The 24,131-nt window shown below is 46.4% G+C and carries 31 protein-coding genes; 4 read left to right on the top strand and 27 right to left on the bottom strand.

Going from position 1 to position 24,131, the window contains the following annotated elements; all coding sequences use genetic code 11:
* Window positions 1–8 precede the first annotated feature (8 nt).
* Window positions 9–410, top strand: coding sequence for an SA1362 family protein (locus KNQ14_RS10790; RefSeq protein ID WP_023467573.1), 402 nt, complete (start codon window positions 9–11; stop codon window positions 408–410).
* Window positions 411–467: 57 nt separating this feature from the next.
* On the opposite strand, the gene hpt is transcribed toward KNQ14_RS10790, so the two are convergent.
* The 3 genes from hpt to KNQ14_RS10775 all read right to left on the bottom strand — a co-directional run bounded on the left by hpt (window position 468) and on the right by KNQ14_RS10775 (window position 2,422).
* Window positions 468–995, bottom strand: coding sequence for a hypoxanthine phosphoribosyltransferase (gene hpt / locus KNQ14_RS10785; RefSeq protein WP_029341088.1), 528 nt, complete (start codon window positions 993–995; stop codon window positions 468–470).
* A 149-nt stretch (window positions 996–1,144) separates the two neighbouring features.
* A complete protein-coding gene (gene mntR, locus KNQ14_RS10780; protein WP_035398709.1) occupies window positions 1,145–1,567 on the bottom strand; it encodes a transcriptional regulator MntR in 423 nt (140 codons plus the stop codon).
* 24 nt (window positions 1,568–1,591) lie between these two features.
* A complete protein-coding gene (locus KNQ14_RS10775) occupies window positions 1,592–2,422 on the bottom strand; it encodes a lipoate--protein ligase family protein (protein WP_023467570.1) in 831 nt (276 codons plus the stop codon).
* Window positions 2,423–2,560: 138 nt separating this feature from the next.
* Between KNQ14_RS10775 and KNQ14_RS10770 the strand changes: the two genes are divergently transcribed.
* The gene (locus tag KNQ14_RS10770; protein WP_023467569.1) at window positions 2,561–2,941 is read left to right on the top strand and encodes a rhodanese-like domain-containing protein; all 381 of its coding nucleotides are present in this window, start codon (window positions 2,561–2,563) and stop codon (window positions 2,939–2,941) included.
* Window positions 2,942–3,007: 66 nt separating this feature from the next.
* Here the strand turns inward: KNQ14_RS10770 and gcvPB are convergent, their stop codons facing one another.
* From gcvPB to KNQ14_RS10705, 13 genes are all read right to left on the bottom strand, one after another.
* On the bottom strand, window positions 3,008–4,477 hold the full coding sequence (gene gcvPB, locus KNQ14_RS10765; protein ID WP_133207976.1) for an aminomethyl-transferring glycine dehydrogenase subunit GcvPB: 1,470 nt from the start codon (window positions 4,475–4,477) through the stop codon (window positions 3,008–3,010).
* Window positions 4,470–5,816: an aminomethyl-transferring glycine dehydrogenase subunit GcvPA gene (gene gcvPA / locus KNQ14_RS10760; RefSeq protein ID WP_214860988.1), complete on the bottom strand. Its 1,347-nt coding sequence runs from the start codon at window positions 5,814–5,816 to the stop codon at window positions 4,470–4,472. The genes gcvPB and gcvPA overlap by 8 nt, the downstream gene beginning before the upstream one ends.
* Window positions 5,817–5,829: 13 nt before the next feature.
* Window positions 5,830–6,912, bottom strand: a complete 1,083-nt coding sequence (gene gcvT / locus KNQ14_RS10755) for a glycine cleavage system aminomethyltransferase GcvT (RefSeq protein WP_214747609.1) — start codon at window positions 6,910–6,912, stop codon at window positions 5,830–5,832.
* A 184-nt stretch (window positions 6,913–7,096) separates the two neighbouring features.
* Complete coding sequence (locus KNQ14_RS10750) at window positions 7,097–7,411, bottom strand: hypothetical protein (RefSeq protein ID WP_214747606.1); 315 nt, start codon at window positions 7,409–7,411, stop codon at window positions 7,097–7,099.
* Complete coding sequence (locus tag KNQ14_RS10745) at window positions 7,408–7,893, bottom strand: shikimate kinase (RefSeq protein WP_214860987.1); 486 nt, start codon at window positions 7,891–7,893, stop codon at window positions 7,408–7,410. The genes KNQ14_RS10750 and KNQ14_RS10745 overlap by 4 nt, the downstream gene beginning before the upstream one ends.
* Window positions 7,886–8,179: a hypothetical protein gene (locus tag KNQ14_RS10740; RefSeq protein ID WP_214860986.1), complete on the bottom strand. Its 294-nt coding sequence runs from the start codon at window positions 8,177–8,179 to the stop codon at window positions 7,886–7,888. The genes KNQ14_RS10745 and KNQ14_RS10740 overlap by 8 nt, the downstream gene beginning before the upstream one ends.
* Window positions 8,155–8,421 carry a hypothetical protein gene (locus KNQ14_RS10735; RefSeq protein WP_371743350.1) on the bottom strand — a complete coding sequence of 89 codons (267 nt, stop codon included), beginning with the start codon at window positions 8,419–8,421 and terminating at the stop codon, window positions 8,155–8,157. Before KNQ14_RS10735 ends, KNQ14_RS10740 begins: the two co-directional genes overlap by 25 nt.
* A gap of 19 nt (window positions 8,422–8,440) precedes the next feature.
* Window positions 8,441–8,800 carry a type II secretion system protein gene (locus tag KNQ14_RS10730; RefSeq protein WP_055966873.1) on the bottom strand — a complete coding sequence of 120 codons (360 nt, stop codon included), beginning with the start codon at window positions 8,798–8,800 and terminating at the stop codon, window positions 8,441–8,443.
* A 5-nt stretch (window positions 8,801–8,805) separates the two neighbouring features.
* Window positions 8,806–9,267, bottom strand: a complete 462-nt coding sequence (locus KNQ14_RS10725; protein WP_023467560.1) for a type II secretion system protein — start codon at window positions 9,265–9,267, stop codon at window positions 8,806–8,808.
* Window positions 9,236–9,547, bottom strand: a complete 312-nt coding sequence (locus tag KNQ14_RS10720) for a competence type IV pilus major pilin ComGC (RefSeq protein ID WP_023467559.1) — start codon at window positions 9,545–9,547, stop codon at window positions 9,236–9,238. The genes KNQ14_RS10725 and KNQ14_RS10720 overlap by 32 nt, the downstream gene beginning before the upstream one ends.
* Before the next feature lie 17 nt (window positions 9,548–9,564).
* Window positions 9,565–10,506, bottom strand: coding sequence for a type II secretion system F family protein (locus tag KNQ14_RS10715; RefSeq protein ID WP_058265105.1), 942 nt, complete (start codon window positions 10,504–10,506; stop codon window positions 9,565–9,567).
* A 14-nt stretch (window positions 10,507–10,520) separates the two neighbouring features.
* A complete protein-coding gene (locus KNQ14_RS10710) occupies window positions 10,521–11,363 on the bottom strand; it encodes an ATPase, T2SS/T4P/T4SS family (RefSeq protein WP_023467557.1) in 843 nt (280 codons plus the stop codon).
* A gap of 62 nt (window positions 11,364–11,425) precedes the next feature.
* Window positions 11,426–11,812, bottom strand: a complete 387-nt coding sequence (locus KNQ14_RS10705; RefSeq protein ID WP_023467556.1) for a Spx/MgsR family RNA polymerase-binding regulatory protein — start codon at window positions 11,810–11,812, stop codon at window positions 11,426–11,428.
* A 224-nt stretch (window positions 11,813–12,036) separates the two neighbouring features.
* Between KNQ14_RS10705 and KNQ14_RS10700 the strand changes: the two genes are divergently transcribed.
* Window positions 12,037–12,300: a DUF2626 family protein gene (locus tag KNQ14_RS10700; protein ID WP_023467555.1), complete on the top strand. Its 264-nt coding sequence runs from the start codon at window positions 12,037–12,039 to the stop codon at window positions 12,298–12,300.
* Between the two features lie 42 nt (window positions 12,301–12,342).
* Here KNQ14_RS10700 and KNQ14_RS10695 read toward each other — a convergent pair whose 3' ends face one another.
* Window positions 12,343–12,960, bottom strand: coding sequence for an MBL fold metallo-hydrolase (locus KNQ14_RS10695; RefSeq protein ID WP_023467554.1), 618 nt, complete (start codon window positions 12,958–12,960; stop codon window positions 12,343–12,345).
* A 168-nt stretch (window positions 12,961–13,128) separates the two neighbouring features.
* On the opposite strand from KNQ14_RS10695, the gene KNQ14_RS10690 reads away from it, so the two are divergent.
* On the top strand, window positions 13,129–13,308 hold the full coding sequence (locus tag KNQ14_RS10690) for a DUF2759 domain-containing protein (RefSeq protein ID WP_023467553.1): 180 nt from the start codon (window positions 13,129–13,131) through the stop codon (window positions 13,306–13,308).
* A gap of 549 nt (window positions 13,309–13,857) precedes the next feature.
* On the opposite strand, the gene KNQ14_RS10685 is transcribed toward KNQ14_RS10690, so the two are convergent.
* From KNQ14_RS10685 to KNQ14_RS10640, 10 genes are all read right to left on the bottom strand, one after another.
* Window positions 13,858–15,783: an LTA synthase family protein gene (locus tag KNQ14_RS10685; protein WP_023467552.1), complete on the bottom strand. Its 1,926-nt coding sequence runs from the start codon at window positions 15,781–15,783 to the stop codon at window positions 13,858–13,860.
* A gap of 216 nt (window positions 15,784–15,999) precedes the next feature.
* Window positions 16,000–16,950 carry an ROK family glucokinase gene (locus tag KNQ14_RS10680; protein ID WP_023467551.1) on the bottom strand — a complete coding sequence of 317 codons (951 nt, stop codon included), beginning with the start codon at window positions 16,948–16,950 and terminating at the stop codon, window positions 16,000–16,002.
* A gap of 83 nt (window positions 16,951–17,033) precedes the next feature.
* A complete protein-coding gene (locus tag KNQ14_RS10675; protein ID WP_023467550.1) occupies window positions 17,034–17,237 on the bottom strand; it encodes a YqgQ family protein in 204 nt (67 codons plus the stop codon).
* Window positions 17,221–18,258: a M42 family metallopeptidase gene (locus KNQ14_RS10670; protein WP_214860983.1), complete on the bottom strand. Its 1,038-nt coding sequence runs from the start codon at window positions 18,256–18,258 to the stop codon at window positions 17,221–17,223. The genes KNQ14_RS10675 and KNQ14_RS10670 overlap by 17 nt, the downstream gene beginning before the upstream one ends.
* A 161-nt stretch (window positions 18,259–18,419) precedes the next feature.
* The gene (locus tag KNQ14_RS10665; RefSeq protein WP_023467548.1) at window positions 18,420–18,929 is read right to left on the bottom strand and encodes a GNAT family N-acetyltransferase; all 510 of its coding nucleotides are present in this window, start codon (window positions 18,927–18,929) and stop codon (window positions 18,420–18,422) included.
* Between the two features lie 257 nt (window positions 18,930–19,186).
* Window positions 19,187–20,143, bottom strand: a complete 957-nt coding sequence (locus KNQ14_RS10660) for an L-lactate dehydrogenase (protein WP_023467547.1) — start codon at window positions 20,141–20,143, stop codon at window positions 19,187–19,189.
* A gap of 165 nt (window positions 20,144–20,308) precedes the next feature.
* A complete protein-coding gene (locus KNQ14_RS10655) occupies window positions 20,309–21,088 on the bottom strand; it encodes a DUF92 domain-containing protein (RefSeq protein ID WP_035398327.1) in 780 nt (259 codons plus the stop codon).
* Window positions 21,082–21,627: a 5-formyltetrahydrofolate cyclo-ligase gene (locus tag KNQ14_RS10650; RefSeq protein ID WP_214860981.1), complete on the bottom strand. Its 546-nt coding sequence runs from the start codon at window positions 21,625–21,627 to the stop codon at window positions 21,082–21,084. The genes KNQ14_RS10655 and KNQ14_RS10650 overlap by 7 nt, the downstream gene beginning before the upstream one ends.
* Before the next feature lie 57 nt (window positions 21,628–21,684).
* On the bottom strand, window positions 21,685–21,834 hold the full coding sequence (gene rpmG, locus KNQ14_RS10645; protein ID WP_012369771.1) for a 50S ribosomal protein L33: 150 nt from the start codon (window positions 21,832–21,834) through the stop codon (window positions 21,685–21,687).
* 104 nt (window positions 21,835–21,938) lie between these two features.
* A complete protein-coding gene (locus KNQ14_RS10640; protein ID WP_023467544.1) occupies window positions 21,939–24,122 on the bottom strand; it encodes a 1,4-alpha-glucan branching protein domain-containing protein in 2,184 nt (727 codons plus the stop codon).
* Window positions 24,123–24,131: the final 9 nt, after the last annotated feature.

Below are 24,131 nucleotides of genomic sequence, written 5' to 3'. Positions count from 1 at the left end.
GTGATATTATGATCAGACAACGCATTGGTTCTACATTTGCACTCGTCGTGTTACTGTTCGCTTTTGTCGGCTTCGGATATAAACTCGTCAATAATCCAAGTAGTCTGTTTTCACAATTGCTGTTCTTCGGGATTACCGCCGGGATCATCTTCTTGCTCTTTAAGTTCCTGACTCGTAATCGAAGCGTCGGAACGGGCGCAAATGCTCAGTACCGAAAATCCGTCGCTCAATCAAAAAAAATGCATGGCTCTTCGAATTCTGTTCGCCGGACAGACTTTAAGAAAAAACCGGTCAAGTCTTCAAAAGCGCCGGCATCGAATAAAGTCAGACCGTTGCGGGATCGTTCAAAAGCGCCTCATCTGACAGTCATCGAAGGAAAAAAAGGCAAAAAGAAAAAACGTGCTTTCTAATTTCAGAAGTACATTAAAAAGGAGATTCGTCATGCGACGAACCTCCTTTTTTCGTGTTCAATCCGTTTCGACCCAACCGATATACGGTAGATTGCGATATTCCTCCGCACAATCGATTCCGTACCCAACAACGAAGTAATCCGGAATCTCGAAACCGACATAGTCTGCGTCGAGTTCTACTTCACGACGTGCCGGTTTATCAAGCAATGTACATACTTTGAGAACTCCGGGTTGATGCAATTTCATGTGATCACATAAGAAATGGAGCGTCCGCCCTGTGTCGATGATATCTTCGATGACGACGACATATTTCCCTTGCACATCGAGATCGAGATCTTTCTTCAACTGAACACGCCCGGAAGAGACGGTCTTTGTTCCGTAAGAAGAGCACGCGACTGTATCAATTTGAACGCTTCCTTTGATTTCGCGCATCAAATCGGCAGCAAAGACCATCGATCCTTTTAACACGACGACGAGAACGATTTGACGCCCAGCCGCATCTGCTTCGATCTGTTGTGCTAATTCACGAACTTTTTCTTTCAGTTGTGACTCCGACACTAATTTTTCTTTAATCGTGATTTCCATGACAAGGTGCGAACACCCGCCACCCCCTTCGTCCATTTTCAGGATCAGTATAGCATATCCAACTTAAAATGCGCACTTTATCATAAAAATGTAATGGATCGTTCGTGTTTGAGAACTTTTTTTAGCAAAGAAATATAAAAAAACAAGCCTCAATCTTCTGGATGGGCTTGTTGATAGCGATGCAGTTCCTCTTTCAAACCAGGACGTTCCGCAAAGAACTGAATCATTCCGTTAATCTTATCCAATGCTTCGATACTAATATGGTGCTCGATTCCTTCGACATCCTTATAGATCAGTTCTTCATCCACACCAACGAGACGAAGAAAATCTTCAAGCAAGGCATGTCGTTCCACGAGACGCTTCCCGATTTTGCGTCCTTTAGGCGTCAGCATGAGACCCCGATACTTTTCATAAACGAGGTACGTCTCCCGGTCGAGCTTTTGAACCATCTTCGTTACCGAGGACGGGTGAACTCCTAACGACTCCGCTATATCCGACACGCGGGCATATCCCTTATCTTCAATCAGTTTATAAATTTGTTCCAAATAATCTTCCATACTCGGAGTTGGCACGACATCACCTTCCCATTTCATTCATTAGCGTTTCCAGTTCCACTCATCACTACGGTATTTCTCGGCAAGACGCTCAATCTCCTGCCACTGCTCACTCGTGAACGTCAACGGAACGAACGACAAATCAAGCGCCTCTTCGAAGCCTTTCGTGAACGCTTCTCGTACCTCGTCAAAGGCGACAGCGCGACCTGCTAGCTCATTCAAAGCGACAGCCTTTCCAGAGAAACGTGCCTTCATCCGTTCGCGCGTCGACTCATCATCATACAAGAAACAATCAAACAATTCACCTTCATCGACAGAGAGTGGGACCGAACCGTGCTGTAAGACAACGCCTTGATGGCGGACTTGTGCACTTCCTGCGACTTTCCGTTTTCCGACAGCGAGTTCATAATACGATGCTGCATCAAAACAGACGGCTGATTTCGGCTTCCGTAATTCTTCTTTTTCCTCTTCCGTCAGCGGAACGGAAAATTCGACCGGAATGCCGAGGTGATGGTATCCTTTGCGAATCCCTTCCGTCAACATCCGATAACTTTCGATGACCGTGCGTGGTAAACCTTCTGTATCTTCTGGGATGACGACACTGTATGTCAACTCGTCTGCATGCAAGACAGCGCGCCCTCCTGTCATCCGACGCACGATCGGAATCCCGAGCTCTGCAATCCGCTCTCGATCGATATCACGGGTTGCCCGTTGAAAATGACCAACACTTAATCCACGTGGTTCCCATGAGTAAAAACGAAGCGTCGGTGCGATCTCCCCCCGCCCGACGAACTGAATCAATGCTTCATCGATTGCCATGTTCATTGCCGGCTCCATCGCCGGCGTCGTCAACACTTGCCACTCTCTGTTCACTTAAGCACCCCCAAAACGTTTCCGTCTTAGTGTATCAAACCCATTCTCGGTCGCGCAATCACGAGTCGATTGCCGAAATCGATTTCGTTGACTATAATGAAACAGAGGTTAAACGAACGAAGGGGTTGGAAGTCGAATATGGAAACTGGAACTATCATTACGATCGTATTATGGGTCGCGCTGATCGCCTACATCGCTTGGCGTTTCATGCCGGTCAAAGGCATCACGAAATTGTCGCAAGAAGAATTCCGGGCGAACTACCGTAAAGCACAAATCGTCGATGTTCGCGAAACACAGGAATTCAAAGGTGGACACATCGTCGGTGCCCGTAACATCCCGGTCAGCCAAATGAAGATGCGCTCGAAGGAATTACGAAAAGACATGCCGATTTACTTGTATTGTCAAGGTAGCATGCGTTCTTCACAGGCTGCAAAAGTCTTGAAAAAAGCAGGCTATACGAATCTGTATCAGTTAAAAGGCGGATTCAAGCAGTGGTCAGGAAAAATCAAACGGAGCTAATGCTTCGTTCATCGCAAAAAGAGGATCTCTCCTTCGTCGGAGAGGTCCTCTTTTTTATGAAACAGCTTATGCGTGTACTTCTTGTTTTGGTTCGTAGCGTAAGACCGGTTTTCGAGCAGCAAGTGTCTCGTCCATCCGTTTGACGACCGTCGTGTGTGGTGCGTTCAAAACGACATCCGGTGTCTCTTCGACCTCTTTTGCAATCTGGAGCATCGCATCACAAAAGGCATCGAGTGTTTCTTTCGACTCTGTTTCCGTCGGTTCGATCATGATACACTCCTCGACGTTCAACGGGAAGTAGATCGTTGGTGGATGGTATCCAAAGTCAAGCAGACGTTTAGCGATATCAAGCGTCCGGACACCTAATGCTTTTTGACGTTTACCCGACAAGACGAATTCGTGCTTGCAATAGACGTCGTATGGCGCGTCATACGCACCTTTGAGACGAGCCAACATATAGTTCGCATTCAAGACCGCTTCTTTCGAGACGCGAGCGAGACCTGCCCCACCCATCGTCCGAATATAGCTATAGGCACGAACGTTGATGCCGAAGTTACCGTAGAATGGTTTGACACGACCGATTGCTTCCGGGCGATCGTAGTCGAGGACATAACGATCTTCTTCTTTGCGGACGATTGGTTTCGGTAAATACGGAATCAAATCTTGTTTGACCCCTACTGGACCCGATCCTGGTCCGCCGCCACCGTGCGGTCCTGTGAACGTCTTATGCAAGTTCAAGTGGACGACATCAAAGCCCATGTCCCCTGGACGAGCAATGCCCATGATCGCATTCGAGTTCGCACCATCGTAGTACAGTTTTCCACCCGCCTCGTGAACCGCTTTTGCGATTTCGACGATATCCGACTCGAATAAACCGAGCGTGTTTGGATTCGTCAACATGAGTGCCGCTGTATCGTCACCGACTTTTTTCTTTAAGTCTGCTAAATCAACGAGACCACGTTCATCCGATAAGACCGTCACGGTATCAAATCCAGCGACTGATGCCGATGCGGGATTCGTTCCGTGTGCCGAGTCCGGTACGAGGACTTTCGTCCGTTTAAAGTCACCACGTGCATGATGGTAGGCCTTAATCAACATCAAGCCTGTCCATTCACCGTGTGCTCCCGCCGCCGGCTGGAGCGTCACTTCATCCATTCCTGTGATGACTGCGAGTTTTTCTTGCAGATCATACATTAAACCGAGTGCCCCTTGGACACTTTCGACTGGTTGAAGCGGGTGAATGTGTGCAAACCCAGGGAGGCGTGCCATATCTTCATTGATTTTCGGGTTGTATTTCATCGTACATGATCCGAGTGGATAGAATCCAGAATCCACACCATGGTTACGGTTCGAGAGTGCCGTGTAGTGACGGACGAGATCCAGTTCAGATACTTCCGGTAGCGCCACGTCTTCCTTCCGTAACATCGAGGTCGGTAACAATTCTTCTACTGCCACCTCATCGACAGTCGGTAACGGTAAGCTATAGGCGATACGACCCGGTTTAGAAATTTCAAAGATCAATGTTTGCTCATTCATGTGTGAGTCCCCCTAACGCTGTCACGAATTGATCCAACTCTTCATTCGTCCGTAATTCCGTTGCACAAACAAGCATTTCATTTTGACGTGCCGCGTCATACGATCCTAACGGCAAACCGCTGATGATCCCGTGATCGAGCAATTGTTGACTCGCACGTGTCGCGTCGATTGGTAGCGTAACGACGAATTCATTGAAGCTCGGTCCATCGTCAACGATCGTAAAGCCAGCCTGTTTCAGCTTTTGTTTTAAGGCATGTGCCGTTTGCAAGTTGCGTGTCGCGAGTTCCCGGATACCCCGTTTTCCGAGTGCACTCATCGCAATCGAAGCAGCGAGTGCATTCAACGCTTGGTTCGAACAGATGTTAGATGTCGCCTTGTCACGGCGAATGTGTTGCTCACGTGCTTGTAACGTCAGAACGAAACCGCGTTTCCCATTCTCATCGACGGTCTGCCCAACGAGACGTCCTGGAATCTTACGCATCAACGCTTTTGTCGTCGTGAAATAACCACACGTCGGTCCACCAAAACTTTGTGGAATTCCGAACGGTTGGCAGTCTCCGATCGTAATGTCAGCGCCAAGTTTACCTGGTGCTTCTAAGATACCGAGTGCCAGTGGATTCGCAGAGACGATGAACAGCGCACCACGAGCATGAGTCGCATCGGCCAATGCTTGTAGTTCTTCGACACGACCGTAGAAGTTCGGATACTGCACGATGACACAGGCGACGTCTTCGATGGCATCGAGTTGATCGATCCGTGTGACACCTTGCTCAAGCGCCAACGTCTCGACGTTTAGTCCTGGACCGTTCGCATACGTCCGAACGACATCGTGTGCCTCCGGGTGAACGCCGTCTGAAAGAACGATCGTCTTTTTCTTCGTATGGGCACACGCAAGCATAGCCGCTTCCGCTAACGCCGTGATCCCGTCATACATCGACGAGTTCGCGACATCCATCCCTGTCAATTCACAAATCATCGATTGGAATTCAAAAATCGCTTGTAGTTCACCTTGCGAAATCTCTGGCTGATACGGTGTATAGGCAGTGTAAAACTCTGAGCGCAGTAACATATGATTGACGACAGCAGGTGCATAATGATCATAGATGCCTGCGCCAAGGAACGATGGATATTGTTTCGTATTCATGTTTTGGTCGGCAAGCTTCGATAGCGTCCGAATCAAGTCCGTTTCCGGAAGTGGCACACCGACTTCTTCCAATGTACCGTTATCACGGACGGATGCCGGGATATCAGCGAGTAAATCTTCGATCGATGCTGCACCGATCGTCTGTAACATCGCTTGCTCATCTTCTGCTGTCATTGGTAAATAACGAAAATCCATAGAAATATCCCCCTTATTTCGTGCGACGATAAAACGGTGTCGCTGTTCGTTTCGCTGCTAAACGTTTTCCGCGTACTTCCACTTCAAATTGTTCTTGTTCCACTACTTCTGCAGGAACGAGTGCCCAAGCAATCGCTTTTCCGACTGTCGGCGGCAACGTACCTGTCGTCACCACACCAACGACTTCCCCGTCATGCCAAACCGGTGCATCTTGACGCGCAATCCCTTTATCGAGTAATTCAAGACCGATCAAGCGCCGCGGTGCTCCTTGTTCTTTCTGTTGCAACAAGACTTCCGAACCAACGAACGGTTTGACTTGTGGTTTGACCGCAAAGCCCATTCCCGCTTCGATTGGTGAAATCGTTGCTGATAATTCATGTCCATAAAGAGGAAGACATGCCTCAAACCGTAATGTGTCACGTGCCCCGAGCCCGCATGGTACGACACCTTGCTCAAGTAGTGCTTGCCAGACAGCAGGTGCGTCACCAGCTGCCATGTAGAGTTCGAACCCATCTTCCCCTGTGTACCCACTGCGTGAGACGATCATTTCCACTCCTGCAACCGTCCCCTGTTGGAACTTGAAAAATCCGATCTCTGATAAGACAAGTGGTGTCATGCCGGAAAGGATGGCTTCCGCACGTGGTCCTTGGACCGCAATTTGACCATATTGTTCCGATTGATTCTCAAGCGTGACGTCCCCTGTTAGATAGTGACGTAAATGTTGTTCGTCTTTTTCAATGTTCGAAGCATTGACGACGAGAAGATAGTCCGTTTCTGCCAAACGATAGACGAGTAAATCATCCACTGTCCCACCGTCTTCTTGGCATAAGACGTTATATTGCGCTTGCCCCACCGCAATCTTTGAAATATCGTTCGATAATGTAGCTTGTAAAAACGTCAGAGCATCCGGTCCGCTGACGAACAGTTCTCCCATGTGCGAGACATCGAACATGCCGACGTTCTCCCTTACTGCAACGTGTTCTTCTTTAATCGAGGAAAACAAAACTGGCATTTCAAATCCCGCAAAATCCACCATCTTACCGGTTTGCGAAACCGTTTCGAATAACGGTGTTCTTTTCAATGTCGTTTGACTCATACAAATCCCCCTATTTACGAACGTTTTTACTCTCTCTTCTCTTTAATGTTCCATTTTCAAATCCATCTTACCAATTAAAATCATAATTATCTAGTATTATTCGGAAAAAGGAACATACGAAAAAGAGAGAAAGGACCCTGTCCCTTCTCTCCTATTGTTTCATATTCTTCCCATGAAAGCCATTTCAAAATTGTTTGATTCCGGCAGTTCGTTTGATTTCTTCCTGGAGTCGACGACCTTCCGTCACCAATTGGCTCGCTCCTTGCTTCACACGATTTCCTTCTTCAGTGATTCGATTGATATTCCCTTTGATTTGATCGATTCGCTGCGTCGTATGATCAATGTTCGTCTGCAAGGTTTGCTGACGAATCGTAAAGCGGTCCATCAGTTGTTTTAACTGCCGAATATCCTGAGACAGCTTCTTTTTGTAAAGACTGAATCCGAACAACACGAGTCCTATGATAGCCAATAAAATAATACCTAACGTAATCCAAATCATGACTTCTCCTCCAATACAGTTTCAATCGCACGCGTTAATTCTTCGATTGATGCCGTTCCTTCGAGTCGGACAGTAGCTACTCCAGCATATAAGGAATAGCGACGTTCAAACAATCGTCTCACTTGTTCCCGTTCTGTCACGAGTGGACGATTCGGATCAGCGGCAATCCGTTCCCAAATCAAATCAAAGGGTGTATCGATCCAGACGACTGTTCCGGACTCCTGCATGTACAGTCGGTTCTCTTCCCGTTCGATGATCCCGCCACCCGTGACGATTACTTCCGCATTGCTACTCTTCAACAATTCGCTTTCATGTGTACGAAACCCTGCTTCGCCATGCGCAGCGAAAAAAGCGGTAATCGTTTGTCCATGTTCCTGTTCGAACCGTTCATCCAGTTCGTCGACCTCGTATTGGGTACCCAATCGATGTCCGACGGCTGTTTTACCAGTTCCCATAAACCCAATCAAATAAACCTTACTCATGTGTGACGACCGCCTCGATTCTTTGACCATTCTCTAATCTCGCTTCCATTTTAAAGCCTTTATCGGTCGCTGTACAGCTGACTTGTCCGATTGGGTAGTGAAGGGTCTCGTCCTTCGTACAATCTGCTTTCGCCGCTCGGATGAGAGACTCGAGTTGAAGGGCTTCTTGCTCTAACTGATGATGCCGCATCTCTTCGTCAATTTGCTGACAAGAAATCAAGAGCACGACTCCCATTCCTAGAAGTAACAGTAACGTTTGAATCAAGACGAATCCTTCCTGACGCATCGGAAGGAACGTCTGCTGTCGTTCAACTGAATCGAGAGAATCTCGGCATCCCCTGTCACGACATAGTGTTTGACGTCGCGGGCGTATGTCAGTTCACCTCCCTGTTCTTTCTTGAGACGTAGTTGATCTTGCACACGGACGAGACGCCACTTTTCAGCCGTCTCTCCCGGATTGACGTCCATTCCATGAATCTCGTCTCCGACGCGCTCACACATCGTACTACGCCACATCAGTCGTTCCACGGTATGAAAGAACAATTTTTCATTCATTCGGTTGACTTCCGGCGGACGAACGAGAGGGGTCAATGTCAAGATTGCCAGCAGAAGAAGTGGGCTCAGCCATAGGACGAATGAGAGTTCGAGAAGGGTCATTCCGGATTCCGCTCGCAAGACACATCGTTTCATTGCACCACGCTCCTTGTTTCAGGACATAGGACGCTGTTCGGTTTTCAACTTGATCCGTCGCCATCTGCTCAAGCTGTTCCGTCTCTTGTTCCCATTTCATTTGTTTCGTCCGTAAATCGAGATAAGGATCAATCGCTAACATCATAAAGATACCGATTGCAACGATCGAGAGCATCACTTCAAGCAAAGAGAAGCCCGCTTGGCGTTCGTTCTGCATCCTTCTCACCTCACTTTACGGATTGCCATTTGATAGTTCCCAAGTAAGAATTTGATTTCATATTCGGCTGTTGCCGAACGGCAAGACCAAGTCGCTGCATAAATCGAGTGATAGCTTTTAAAATAGATGATGCGATTCGAGGGTGGAACGGTACACGTATGACCATTTTGGAATGTCCGTTGCCATAACAACCGGTCATCCGCAAGGACAAGGTATCCTGCACCGTCTCCTCGAAATCGAAACTGCATCAATGATTGATCTTGCTTTGAGTACTGCATCAGTCGAAGTGTCTGAATATCTTGTTCCATCAGACGAACCTCTTGTTCAAGCGGAATCCAGTCCGGTCGTTTTTCAAACAGTGCCGGTAATAAAAAAACAAGTAAACAAGCAATGATTGTCAGCACCGCCGTCATCTCAAATAAGGTAAATCCACGTTCACTTCGTAAGTTCGCCAGTCTTCGGATCATACGTATACGTCTCCTGATCACAGACGAGAGCATTCGGTTTATCAGCTGTTCCGCGATTGATCGTCTGAAGGGATTCTGGGTACTTCTTCTCTTTGGCATAGTAAAGGTTTACTTCTGACCGAATGACTCGAATGTTCGCCTCACAACTCACACCTTTCGCCTGGTCCTTTCCACTTGTCATCGTTGGAATCAAAACGAGCAGTAATAACGAAATGATCAATAAGACGGCTGCCATCTCAAGTAAGGTGAATCCATCCTGTCGCTTTAAGAATTGTTTCATCGTATCGTCTCCTCTGTTTAGAATGGAAGCTGCTGTATCGCTAGCTGTATCGGATAATACAAGATGAGAAACAACGTTCCCGTCATGATCGTCAATCCACCGTACAAAATCGGCTCGATCCATAACAACTTTTTCTCTAGTTCCTCTTCCATCGACTCATGCAAAAGTGTCGCTTGTTCAAGCAATAACGGTCCAAGATCGCCACTTTCCCGCGCCAAATGGACGATTCCAATCGTCTCGGCTTCGATGATCTCATCTTCGCCAAGCGCTTCTGCAAGTGGTTCCCCTGCCTGTTGTTTAGCATGTAGACGAGCATAGAGATGCCCTTTTTTATTCGCTTGTCCTTGCTCTAGATGGCGAAAGGTCTCTTCGAGCGAGAAGCCAGCATCGATGAACGATCCTACTTCGATCGTGAATAAATAGCTGTAGTAGAGGCGAATCAAACGCTGTAGCGGTTTCAGTCGTAAAATACGGTTTAACGGAAAGAAGCGAAAAAAGAGGTACCCGGAGGTCAACAAAATAACGGGAATACTTGCGAGCAGATATTTCGCAGAGGGGTGAAGAAGGAGATGCAGAAATGAGGGGAGAGTCTTCGGGTCCGACATCTCGAGGAGAGACGGAAATACGTAGAGGGCGTAAAAGAAGAACAGAAGGAATAGACTGGTCGCTAGAACAAGCGGATACCGAATCATCTTCCAAAACTTCGATCGCATTTCTGTTTCGAGGTCGAGCAGTTTCACGATTTGGCGAAGAACGAGCAATGGTCGCTCTGTCCTTTCTCCAACGAAAAGAAGTCGTTTTAAGGTATTCGTTAACGCAAGCGGTTCAAGCGATGCTGCAAAGGAGTCTCCTTTCTCAAGACGTTGTTCCATTTCTCCGACTACTTCCGCGAACGGCTGACGCTCGAATCGTTTTAAAATGAGTAACGTCTCTTTCGCGGAAATGCCTTTTGATAACAAACGTTGATATCGTTTTAAGAACCGACTTTGATCGCGGCTTGTAAGTTTCTGACGGTACAGCGGACATCCTCTCCTTTTCGCTCGAGATGAATGATGCGTTGACAGACAGCTAGTTCTGACTCTTCGATCCCTAAACTACGCAATCGCAATCGCGCCTCATCAATACTTCCAGCGTGTAACGTAAATAACACGACGTGACCACTAAGTGCGGCATTCATCGTCAAACGTGCTGCCTCTCTCGTCCGCACCTCACCAAAAGCAATCCAATCCGGATCCGCTCGCAATATTTCCTCAAAACATCGCGTAGCAGTGAAGCCTGCCTTTTCATTTAGTTCCAGTTGTAAGACGTTTGGTACCGTACATTCCACCGGATCTTCAATCGAGATGATTCGCTTTTCTTCCATTGCACTCATCAAGGAATATAACATCGTCGTCTTTCCTGCACCTGTCGATCCAGAAATGACGATACACCCGTGTCGTTGTTCAGCTAACCAAGCGAAGTCCAATTGATTGTGTAACGTTCGTAAAGCTGTTTCTTGAGAGACCGTTGATCGATAAAATCGCCACGACATCGCATCCCCTTGTCGACTCGGCAACAACGAGACACGCATGCCCTTTTTCCCGTGCGGATACAAACCACTTTGCGGAATCCGCTCATTCTGTTCCTTTAAGTTCGCCTCATAGCGGACATGACTGACAAGTGTCCGGTAACGTGTCAGTTCCACCTCTTCTTGTTCACACAAACCATCACCCGTTCGACAAACTATTCGGACGCAAGCTTCATTCGGTACGAAATGAACATCTGTTGCACCAAGTGATTCGAATCGTTCCATGAGTTGTGTCGTCCATTCCTTCATTTCTCTTCACCTCCCTACCGCAAACAATACACAAAAAAAAGAAGCCGACCAAACCGGCTTCTTTACGATACGTGTGCGATTGTCCGATGTTTACGCTTCGCCAATGTCTCAAGACCTGGTTTATCGTATCCGATAACAAGTTGTTTTCCATCAGTGATGATTGGGCGGCGTAATAATTTCGGATTGTCACTCATGAGGCGTAATAACTCACTGAGTTTCATGTCTTCAATATCAATGCCGAGATCCTTGAAGGCTTGACTGCGTGTTGCGAGCAAACTTTCAATCCCATCCGTCGATAATTTCAACAGTTCCATGAGTTCATCAACTGTTGGAGCATTTCTGAACAGATGACGTTCCTCTACATCAACATGTTCCTCTTTTAACCATGATTTCGTTTTACGACATGATGTACAGCTTGGGTATGTGAAAAAGACTAACTCATTCGTCATTTTTGCTCCTCCTCTCAAAGTGTGGGGTTTCGTTACAGTTACTATAGCACGTCAATTTGACTTTGTACACCTTTTGTACAACTATTGTACAACTTTTTTTGAAACTTCATCTTTTGTTCACAGTTATTCCTTAACAATCACTAGAACAGGATGGACGGATGATTGTTTGCTTGGTAAAATAAGTACGTATATTGACTATCTGTCGGATTTAGGGGGTTATAGGAATGGGGAGAATGTACCGCGTACTCGGTTTCTGGACTGGTATCATCGCAGTCATGGCATTTATCGGCGCATTGGGTGGCGATGCAAGCTCAAGTGAGCATACGGATTCATTTTTAGTCATGGGCTTCGTCTTCTTAGCACAAACTGTCTTTTTTGCAGCGCTCGGTTACTTGCGCTTAACTGAAAAAACGTATGTCTATATCTTTGGAGCTTACTTAACTGTATTTTTCATCGTCTTTACGTACTGGTCGAACTTCCAGATGTAATGAAAAAAACTCGTCATCCTTTTGGATGGCGAGTTTTTTTAGTCAGAGGAATGGATTCGATTTCATTTCTTGACGAATCGTCGTACTCGGACCATGCCCTGGATAAACCGTCGTATCTGCCGGTAGTTCCGCGATGAGTCGATCCAGTGAACGCATCAATACGTCTTGATCCCCACCGTGTAGATCCGTTCGTCCGACGCCTTGCTGGAACAGGAGATCTCCACCGAACGCGATCCGTTCTCCTTTAAAGTAGAACGTCACACTTCCTGGTGAGTGTCCTGGCGTCTCAAGTACATGCATCGAAAAGCTACCGATCGTCAATCGTCCTGGTTGCAACAAATGATCCGCTGGTTTCATCCGCATCGGTGGCATTCCGAATTTTGCTGAACCATTCCATTCTGGATTACCGAGCCATCCTGCTTCTTCCGGATGCACGTAGACAGGGGCTTCCGTGAAGCGTCGTAACATATCCACACCACCAATGTGGTCAAAATGCGCATGCGTCAACAAAATCGCTTTTAATGTTGCTCCCCGACTTTCAATCTCATCGAAAAACCGCATATCTTCTGTACCCGGATCAATGACGAGACATTCCTTATCTTTAAATAACAAATAACCATTCTCAGATGCCATACCGGAAGTGATCATTACGATTTCCATTCTATAAAACCCCTTTACAATAGACTCTTCTCCTACTATACACGAAATTGTCGAAAGTTCCTGCAACGCCCTCTCGACTTTATCCCGCGAGTCGGATAAACTAAAAAGTGAGATTTAAGTGAAATCTTCGTGAAATTCATAACGTGATTGTTTAAGGGGGAGTACGTCATGCATTTGGATCAACCAATCGGTTGGCTTTTCTTCTTCGTCGCACTCGTCGGCGTTTGGGCCGTCGTTCGTTCACTTAAGAAACGCCAAATGTTTCCACTCGTATTCGCAGGTCTGACTGTCGTCTTATTCGGCTGGTTCGGGATTGCGACATTGATTTACGGCGGTATTCCATCGTAATCAAGATACGCTAAAAAGAGGCTGACTCAAAAGTCAGTATCTACAAAGATAAGGGAGGCAGATTGATGATCTGCCTCCCTTATCTCGTAATAAAAAGAATGACGCGTCATTCTTTTTTTTGAGTCAGCCCCTTGAGACTAAAGACAAAGTGCAATTTTTCTCTAACGAGAAGGATTGCACTTTTTTGTTCGTTTCGAATCGTTTTCCTGAGACAAGCATCGCGCCGCTTCAATTCGCTGCAGGGTCGCTCTTGCTTGTTATTCCCTAGGAAGCGATGTCGAGTGAACAAAACGCTTCCCTGATCCTTCTTCCGAGTATCAAAAGAATGACGCGTTACACGCCACTCTTACAGGAAAAAGCGCAATTTTGCGCTGTCAGAGACAAACGGGCGTGTGTCTCGCCTAAGGAAAGGGCGTGAAAAGATGCGTCATTTTTTGGTGTCAGCCCTTTTGTCTAAAATCTGAAGAGAGATACCTCGCGCATCTCTCTTTTTATTTGCCTTTCTACAAAAAAACGAATCCACTCGAAAGTAGATTCGTTTTCTTCATCTTATTTTGAAGTTTGAAGGAAACGGAGCAAGTCACCATAGATGACTTTATCCGAAAGTCCTAACTCCTTCTCGGATTGTTTCGTAGATTGTTTACACATCTCTGCTAACTCTCCATCTTTTACCTCTTCACCTGTCTGACGATCATAACATGTTTCCTGCGTATAAACCGTTTTGTCTGTTATGACGGAACCATCGCGGAACAGCGCATAATCCTTGTGCTGTTTCGAGAAGAGATCAGTACCGAACAATACTTCATTCTTGAAGTCTTGTCCTAACAGATGAAGCAATGTCGGTTTAATGTCGATTTGGCTCGCGACGTCTTCATGTTTTACACCTTTCGTTTGACCCGGTAAATGGATCACGAATGGTACACGTTGCAATTGCGCGACATCATACGGCGTCAACTCATCTTTGTTCATGAGTTCTGCCATCGCAGCATTGTGGTTCGTCGAGATACCATAGTGGTCACCATAGACCATGAAGATCGTATCATCCCACGTACCATCTTTTTTCAGACCCTCGATGAATTTACCGAGTGCCATATCTTGATACGCTAGTGCCTGAACGTAGTGGTTCAGCGTCGTAGAACTTGTCTCAAGCGGTGGTACAAGTTCATCTTCTGGTTTTGGCATCTCAAATGGATAGTGGTTCGTCAATGTGATGAACTTCGAATAGAACGGACGTGGTAAATCTTTCAACATCGGCAATGACTGTTCAAAGAATTTATCGTCAAGCAAGCCCCACTCCGTCAAATCTGCTGGATCACCTAGGTCATAATCCGTCTCTGAGAAGAAACGATCGACGCCAAAGCTATTGTAGACGATGTCTCGGTTCCAGAACGATTTGTTGTTTGCATGGAAAACAGCTGAATAATAGCCGTCTTCTTTCAGCATTTCAGGAGTTGCCCGGAATTCATTTTCTCCGTTCGTAAAGAATGCTGCACCGCGTCCAAGTGGATAGATCGAGTTTTCGAGAATGAACTCAGCATCTGCCGTTTTCCCTTGTCCTGTGTTGTGATAGAAGTTATCCCATGAATGCGATTCCTTGATCAACTTATTCAGGTTCGGTGTAATCTCTTGTCCGTTTGGTGCTTTTAATCCAACTGCAAAGGATTGTGCCGACTCAAAGGAAACGACGATGACGTTCTTTCCTTTGTACTTTCCGAACATAGCTGGGTTCGGTTCAGCATGTTTTGAATCAATGAAACTTTGAACTTCCGACAGTTCAGAACTGTCCGCGAGTGCTTTTTGCGCAGATGTCTTAGACTGAATGAGAGCATCATACATATGGAAGTTAAATGTTCCGATGTTTTTAACGAGCAATTCTCGGTCGAAGGCACGTGTGAGCAATTCTGGACGTTCTGTCTCAGCGAGCGTCAAGTTTCCAAGGAAAACGACAACTGCTGCAACGAATGCGAGAATCGCGCGTCCACGTGACGCAACATTTTTTGACATGTCCATTTTCCGTAAGAAGAACGGTAAGATGATCAAGTCACCGACGATCAATAAATCGGACCAATTCAAAAGTGACCCGAGCGATGCAGAAACAGTTTCCGCATTCGATGTTTGGAACAATACCGGCAACGTCAGATAGTCATTAAAGAAGCGGAAGAAAATGATGTCCGCATATAAAATGAGTGTCGCGACGAACAGTGTGCCGTAGATGAACCATTTTTGAACATTTCCTCGGAAGAAGAAGCTGAACCCGAACATGAAGAGCGCTGAACTAATTGGGTTAATTAGTAGAATGAATGCTTGCGCAGAGTTTGTTACGGGAACGTTGAAGAAAAGTGTATACGCTAAATACGTTTTTAACCAAATCAATAAGGTCGCAATCCAAAAGAGCTTGTGCTCTTTATAGGTGCTGCGAACGCCTTGACCCATCTTTAGGCGCATTCGCGACCAGATGTTTGCGTCTTGCTGCATAAAAACCTGCCTCCTAATTTACATGTGCTTTCTGATTTCAGTTCACACAACTTACCTCATAATTTACATATACCCATATCACGTGAAAATTTTACGCTTAGTTTTACAAAAATGCAACTGGAATCCGGAAGATACTTAACAATCACATAATTACTGTACGTTTGTAAACAAAAAAAAGATTCGCCGAAGCGAACCTTTTACTGAAATTGAATATTATCATTTTTTGAGAAACATCTGCTTCGCAAGCCATGCACAGCCGATGACTCCTGCATCGTTTCCAAGCTCGGCAATCTTGAACGTCGTTGATCCGAAAACCCGTGGTAAAGCGAAGCGTTCGAACTGTTGACGGAGTGGTGCAAGCAATGTCTCGCCCGCTTTTGACACACCACCACCGATAACGATGATTTCCGGGTTAATACTGTTCGCTAAGTTGGAGATGGCAAGACCGAGATGGAACGTCACTTCTTCTACGACTTCCGTTGCAATCCGGTCTCCTTTCTCATACGCTTCGAATACGTCTTTTGCTGTCACTGCCTTGATGTCGTTGAGTAACGTTTCTTTCCCTTTACGCTTCTCAAGACCAAGACGAGCGATCCCTGTTGCTGACGCGATCGTCTCAAGACATCCTTTGCGACCACATCCACATAGGACGCCACCTTCAGGCAACATCGTGATATGACCGATTTCTCCAGCCATTCCGACTGTACCATGCACGATTTGTCCGTTCGTGATCAGACCACCACCGACGCCCGTACCGAGTGTGACAGCAAGGAGTTCGGTTGCCCCACTACCGGCACCTTTCCACATCTCACCGATTGCCGCTGCGTTCGCATCATTTTCAAGCACAGCCGGTAAACCCGTCAAACGTTCGAATTCACCGATGAGTTCAAAGTTAGTCCAACCGATATTGACTGCTTTCTCAACGACACCTGTATTGAAATCAATGAATCCCGGCGCACCGATGCCCGCTCCGACGAAATCTTCTGGTCGTTTATTGCTCTCTTGACACTTCTCAAAGAAGGATTTTGCGATATCTCCAGGAATTTGTACGCCATCATTCAAAACGACCGTCTCGATTTCCCACTTTTCTACAATGATCCCTTGCAAATCCAAAATTGCCATTTTGACTGTCGTGCCGCCGATATCAATGCCGAGTAACCATTTCATTGCTTCGTCTCCCCTATACTCATATAATGTCTGCTTCCTCATTTTACCGGACATAACCCGTTTGCGCAAAGGGTTGCACAATCTTAAATGTTATCGGATTGTGAACGCTTTAATTCATGTCGTAAGATTAGTTTCGCTGAATCGTACTGACGTTGTTCCAAAACGCCTGCTTCTTGTAATTCATCGAGTTCAAGCATCATCATCGCGATATCGGACGCTCGGTCCCCAAGATAGATGAATGTTCCGTATGTCTTGAGTAACTGCTGTACGTCATACAGTGTCTTCATCAACCATCGGCTCCTTTACATAGGCATGCAACAAATCATATGTCGCTTGTAACGACGTCTCATGTGTACGTTCGTACGAATGACTCGATTCGATTCCCGGACCGAACAATCCGTGCCGGACGTCGTGTCCCGCACTTACTGCCGCTGAGGCATCCGAGCTATAGAATGGATAGATATCAACCTTATATGGAATACTGTTACGTTGTGCTAAACGCGTTAACTGGTGGCGTAAAGCCAAGTCATATGGACCCGAACCATCTTTCGCACAGATCGAGACCGTGAATTCATCGGAGTGTTGACCGTCTCCTAGTGCCCCCATGTCGACCGCGATGTATTCTGCGACTTCTTCCGTGAATCCAGCATTTCCACCGAATCCAACTTCTTCGTAATTTGAAATCAGAATCTGGACCGTGTGTGGCAGCTCGATTGTTTTCCATTCCTTGATCAATTCAAGCAACAAAGCAACGGATGCTTTATCGTCGAGATGGCGCGACTTCACGAATCCCGTTTCCGTGTAGAGGAATCGCGGATCAAATGTTACGATGTCTCCTACTTCAATCCCCGCAACGCGCGTCTCTTCTGCTGTCGTTGAACGGATATCGAGCCGTACTTCGATATTATCAGCGGAGCGTTCCGTCTTATTCGTCTCGCGCGACGTATGAACACTCGAATGGTGGAACACGATCGTACCTGAAATCGTTTGACCGTCCATCTTGTGAATGAGACAGTTCTCACCTTCAATTGCTGTCCAAGCATATCCCCCCAGTTGTGATAAACGAAGTCGTCCTGTTGGTAAAATCTCTTTCACCATCGCTCCTAGTGTGTCGACGTGTGCCGTCAGTAACCGTGTACGCGTTGAAGCACCAGGTAGTATCGCTAAAATCGCTCCTTTCTCAAGTTTTCGATACATGATTCCTTCTGATACCAATCGCTTTTCTACATATGTAATCGCTTCTTTTGTCGAACCTGTTGGACTCGGAATCGAGACAAGCTCTTCAATCGTACGTATGACTTCTTTCATGTTCATTCGCTCCCTTTCAATCGGACTACGATGTGACATCCGCTTTGTTCTCATGATAACAAATATTCATTCTTTGCCGATACTGATATCCTACGGATACCATGCAAAAAAGCTGTAGCACTTTTTTTGCTACAGCTTCTAATCTACATCCTCTGAAGAACTTAGACGTACTTCTTCATCCAAATATCATCACGATATGTGCCGTCTTCTAATTTTACGGAATCTGGATCTTCGGCATATACTTCAAAACCGAGCGACTCATAAAGATTTTGTGCGGCTTCGTTTCCTGATAAAACGGCAAGAATGACTTGCTCGACGTCCGGTAACTTTTTCGCTTCCTCGATTAAGGCTTCCATTAAAGCGCGACCAGTACCCCCGCGATATTCAGGTGATACGTATACTCCAGAAATCATCGCTTTATGCGATTCACGTGACAATTCATATGGTTTGACCTGACCAAACCCAAACAACGTATCACCGTCGAACATACCAAGCCAAACCTCATCGGAGTCGGGTTCTCCCTCAAGTCCTTCTTGTACTTCGCGGAGCGGGGTTTGCTGTTCATCATCAAACGAATGACCGAATGCATCTGGATGATTTTTTAATCCCTCAAGGCGTAGATTCCAGTATTGTTCTGCATCCTCTTTAGTAAGTTTTCGAAAAGTATACATGACTGTCGGTTCTCTCCTTTTTGGGTATCATGACGTACAAAAAATGACGTAAAAATGCTTCTATCTCTTACTTAACCCTTTTCTAGTAAAATAAAACCTAGATTTTTCTCTTTTTACTACTGGACGAATAGATGTGATTTTTTATGTATTCGTTCTTTACATCAAAAAAACTCAAGTGTGGACAATATAAAGCAAGTCCGACACTTGAGTTTTTTTACTACTTTATTTCGGTAATACCTTCAGCATGATGCGTACGCTTATCCTTGCAAGACGGGTTCAAGCGTCTGACGCAATACATCAGCAGAATGATGGAATTTCTTCAACTCTTCTTCCGTCAATGAGACTTCAATGATTTCACGCACACCTTGACGATTAATGATGGCGGGAACTCCAATGTGGATACCGGAAATGCCATACTGCCCATCGACATGCGCACCGACCGTTAATAGACAGTTCTCATTTCCGAGGATGGCACGAACGATCCGAACAAGCCCAAGCCCGATCGCATAGTAGGTTGCCCCTTTGCGCTCGATGATATGATAAGCAGCATCTCGGACGTTGATGTAAATTTGATCAAGATCTGCTTGAGAATAACGATCGTCTTCAGCAAGTAGTTCATCAATCGTTTTTCCATAAATACGGCTGTTACTCCAGGCAGCGAATTCCGTATCACCATGTTCTCCAAGAATATAGGCATGGGCATTTCGGGAGTCAATGTGAAAGTATTCTCCAAGCATTTGACGCAGACGTGCTGTATCAAGCACCGTTCCTGATCCAAATACGCGGGATTTCGGAAGACCGGAATATTTCCAGGCAAGATGAGCCATGATATCAACCGGATTAGAAGCCACGACGATGATCCCATCAAAACCAGAATCCATGATTTGACGAATCATTTCTTTCATGATCAACGCATTCTTTGCAACGAGATCGAGTCTTGTCTCACCTGGTTTTTGTGGAGCGCCTGCCGTGATGACGACGACTTCCGCTTCGCGGCAGTCCGCGTAGTCGCCAGCCCATATTCGCATCGGTGAAGAGCTAAATGGTGTTCCATGGTTTAAGTCCATTGCCTCGCCCTCTGCTTTGGCTTTGTTGACATCAATGATGACAAGTTCTTCACAAAGCCCAGCTGTTGACATCTGATAGGCAAAGCTTGAGCCGACTGCACCAGCTCCAATGAGGGCTACCCGTGTCACTTTCGCATGTAATTCCATATCGTTATGTCCACCCTTTCATTCATCCTAAGAGTTTGTTAACTATCTCACAAATAAATTGTAACATCTTTCACATTATTTGTACCATGTGAAATTAATCACATTTGTCCGTTTTGTGTCATTGATATCCTAACATAAGGAATTACATACTCATATACTTTCCAGTTACCAGAATCGAACGATGATAAACCCGATTCCACTTGCCAAACCACTCGTTAAGACATTGACAGCATCATTCCCTAAAAATCGAATACCTGAAACATAAGCTGTCGGTTGCCCATGGTGCTTTCGCTTTTCTGTGTATTCCCCACAAACTGTACATCGGTAAACGCGTTGCCCTACTGCTCCAAATAGTGTATCCAGCAGGCTCCCGAGTACACCGATGCTTGTTACGAGTAAGACGTCTCTTAAAGAAAGAGAAAATATCCAATGCGCTGCTATCGCGATGAACGCAGCTCCTGCGATCGTACCGACCGTTCCAATCAGCGACATCGCTCCACTTGTTCCTGCTGGTACCCGTCGTAACGTTTTGAGCGACCATGGATCACGTCTTGAGAGCGGTCCGATTTCGGATGCCCACGTATCAGCATTCGATGCTGCGATGACGAATAGAAACAACAAGAGATACGCAAAATCCATCGTCATGGCATACGCTAAGGCAGCAACGAACGCTACCCCTCCATTCGCAAGGACTTGCCATCCGTCACGCGCGCCGTCTTTCTCAACGATGGAGTCGACCGATTGTTTTCTAGATCGTCCGACCTTCGATAACAGACTCGAGCTACCAAAGAAGAGTAAGAGTACTACTAATCCTTGCCAACCGAATCCGAATGAGACACCACTACCGACGAGCAGGGTCATGATCGCACCACTTGTCGTCAATAAACGAAAAGATCGTCCGGTCCAAGCAAGCAATAGACAAAACAAAATGGTCGCGCTTAGCATCGGATGACCTCTAATTCAGTGACGATCAAGTCAACGGGGATATCAAAGGCTTCCACTTCGAAATCTGGAAGAAGTTGTTCAGAAAAGGCAATCGATACTTTACATCCTATATATGGCACGAGTGCACGATCGTAATAGCCTCCTCCCCATCCTAAACGATAGCCGTCCCGACGATAGGCGCGACCTGGAACGAGGCAAAGCTCTGCTTGATCAAGTGAGGCGCGACGTGCTGAAGCGATCGGTTCAGCAATCCCCATCTGATTTACTTGCAGTTGATCTTCTGGTCCATGTTCATAAAAGATCATCTCGTCTCCGACTACTTTTGGTATCAAGACCGTCTTGCCCTCTTGCCACGCCTGTTCAATCAGCATTCTTGTATCACATTCATTTCGAAAAGCTAATGTGATCGCGACACAAGTCGCTTGTTGCCATTCAGGTAATAATAATACATGTTCGTGAATCAACCGTTCCTTCTCCGCACGGTTCTCCATCATATCGAGTCGTTCTTTGATCAGACGGCGTACTTCTTGTTTATTCATGAATGTCTTCCTTTCCACAAAAAAAGCCATCACACGAAGTGACGGCTTCCATCTCAATTATTTCACTTCACGGTGAAGTGTGTGCTTACGGAGACGTGGGTTGTATTTCTTCAACTCAAGACGCTCTGGGTTGTTACGCTTGTTCTTTTTAGTGATATAAGTACGGTCACCAGTTTCAGTGCAAGCTAATGTGATTTTAACGCGCATGGGATTCCCTCCTATCTAGCTCTCGATGTATCAAGTGATTTTGCTTTACATAAGGTTAAGCATACTCAAGTATCGTACCAAGAAAGGAAAGGAATTGCAACTGTTCATCCGTTCTTTTTCGGATTCGTCACGTGTTGATATGGTTTTTCAAGGTTCTCTTCAAAACGCAGTGGCTTCTTTTCGACGTGATACTCTTGTTCCACCCCGTGACGTGACTCTTCTCGTTCTAGATAAACAACCGCTGATTGGCGCAACGCATCTCCTTCAAGTCGTTTTAAGGCAACGACCAGACCACCTGAACGATCAGGAGAACGCTCACTTTCGACATCGTAGACGTTACTGACGAGTGGCAACTCTTTGATCTTCGCGATAGCTTGGGCAGCTGATGCGGTCTCCATGTTGAAGTTGTGGATGACTGCGAAATCAACGATCTTACTCAAAGCTTGCGCTTGGCGTAAGAAGGCTAAATTTAGTGCCGCCAGTTGGTTATAGGTCTGAACGAGCGGTAGACCTGTCACTTGCACTCCGTAAACGTGAACACCTTCTTCAAATCGATACGCTTCCGGATGTTCCGTGACGACATAGACGTTCTCACCAGCAGCAGCGAGCCGTCGAGCGAGCTCCGAAGCTGGTCGGTCTGACGCATCATATTGTCGGACGAACAATAAGATGGCGTCTGTATTCCAAGATTTCTCACGCTTCACTGCCACGTAGTAATCATGTGCCGTCAAGAAGACATCCGGTTCAATATCTGAATCTTGAAGAAAAGGATATTCGCGATATCGAGCATCCAACCATTCCACCGTCAGCTCCTCAGCATCCAGTCGACGCTCGGTTTCTTCAAAACGTAAGATATGCTCCCGGAAACGATTCGCAGCATACTGCGCTGTCGTCTGTCCATCAAGGATGAACGGCCAGTCGCTCGAGACAGCGAGGAGGTATTCTCGAATGAGTTGACGCTTCGCTTTGACAGTCAACGCATCTTGATGACGATTTCGAGCTACGATTCCTGCTAGTCTCTTCTCAAGCTGATGGAGATGACGAATCATCCAGTCATTCCGTTCATTGATCCAGACTTCCGCGTAGCCTTTTCGTCCCCATGTTCCCATCGCGACGTGCGCCGTGTCAATGTCTTGGAAGTGACGTTCGAGGAAGATCGCCGGTGAAATCGACTCAATTCCTTGATCTTCTAAACGTTCCATCGCTTTACCGAGGAAGTCGGGACCTTCAAACCACCAGTGACCGAACAATTCGGCATCAAATGGTGCTGTGACAAGGAACGGTGGGAAGTCTTGTCCTTGATGCGCATCTAAATGTTCACCAAGTGCTTGTGCGAAGTCTGCTGCGTGCTCACTTGTCCGTTGCCATGCCCAATCACGAACGTAATAGTCTTTTTGATCCGTTTCTCCTGTTACACGATGCAATTTCAATCCTGTATCATAACGTAAGCCTTCCGGGTGCATGAACTCAGCGATTTGATCCCACTCTCGATCGTACGCAAGGTCACGATAAAACTCGCGGTAATCCGGATGACCCGGGTATCCGATGACAGAGCTCCAAATCTTCCCGGAAATGATTTGATCACGCGGGAACAGTGCCACACCGTGCGGCGAATAGACAGGTGCTCCGATTCCGTGTTTCGGTGACGGATCCGCGTTTAAGATTGAATGTTCGTCAACGAATGTATAACGAATGCCCTCTTCATACAAAATACGATCAAGTCCGGGCGTATACGCACACTCTGGCATCCAAAGACCAGATGGACGGAATCCGTAATGACGTTCGAAACAGTTCAATCCCGTCTGAATTTCAGAACGTGCCGCTTGTTCAGACAACATGTGCGGACTGAATCCGTGCGTCGCCGTACACGTAATCAAATCGAGATAACCTTGCTCCTTGTAATGACGGAATGCGCGGTTCAAATCTTTTTCCCAGTGAAGGAACGTATTCAATAAATCTTGATAGCGGTCTTGATAGAATAGAAGCGCATCTCGTTCCTTTTGAGCAAGCTCTCGCTCTAGTTCCTGGCGAATCAAACGTAACGTATCCTCGATATGCTCGATATACCGCTCTTGAATCAATGGGTCGGCAAGCATCTCGATGACGGGTGGTGAAATGCTGACCGTCCAGCCGAGCGGACGTGACAAGCGATCGACCTCCCACAATAATGGGATGTAGGTTTCTGAAATCGCTTCATACATCCACCGTTCTTCTAGACGATGCGCCTCTTCATGACGGATATATGGTAAATGTGCATGTAAGACGAGTGAAAAATATCCTTTTCGCATAGCTTCTCT

It is taken from the genome of Exiguobacterium sp. s161 (assembly GCF_018619045.1).
Taxonomy (GTDB): Bacteria; Bacillota; Bacilli; order Exiguobacteriales; family Exiguobacteriaceae; genus Exiguobacterium_A; species Exiguobacterium_A indicum.
The sequence above is the reverse complement of the archived record's forward strand: the minus strand, read 5'-3'. Positions and strand labels throughout refer to the sequence as shown.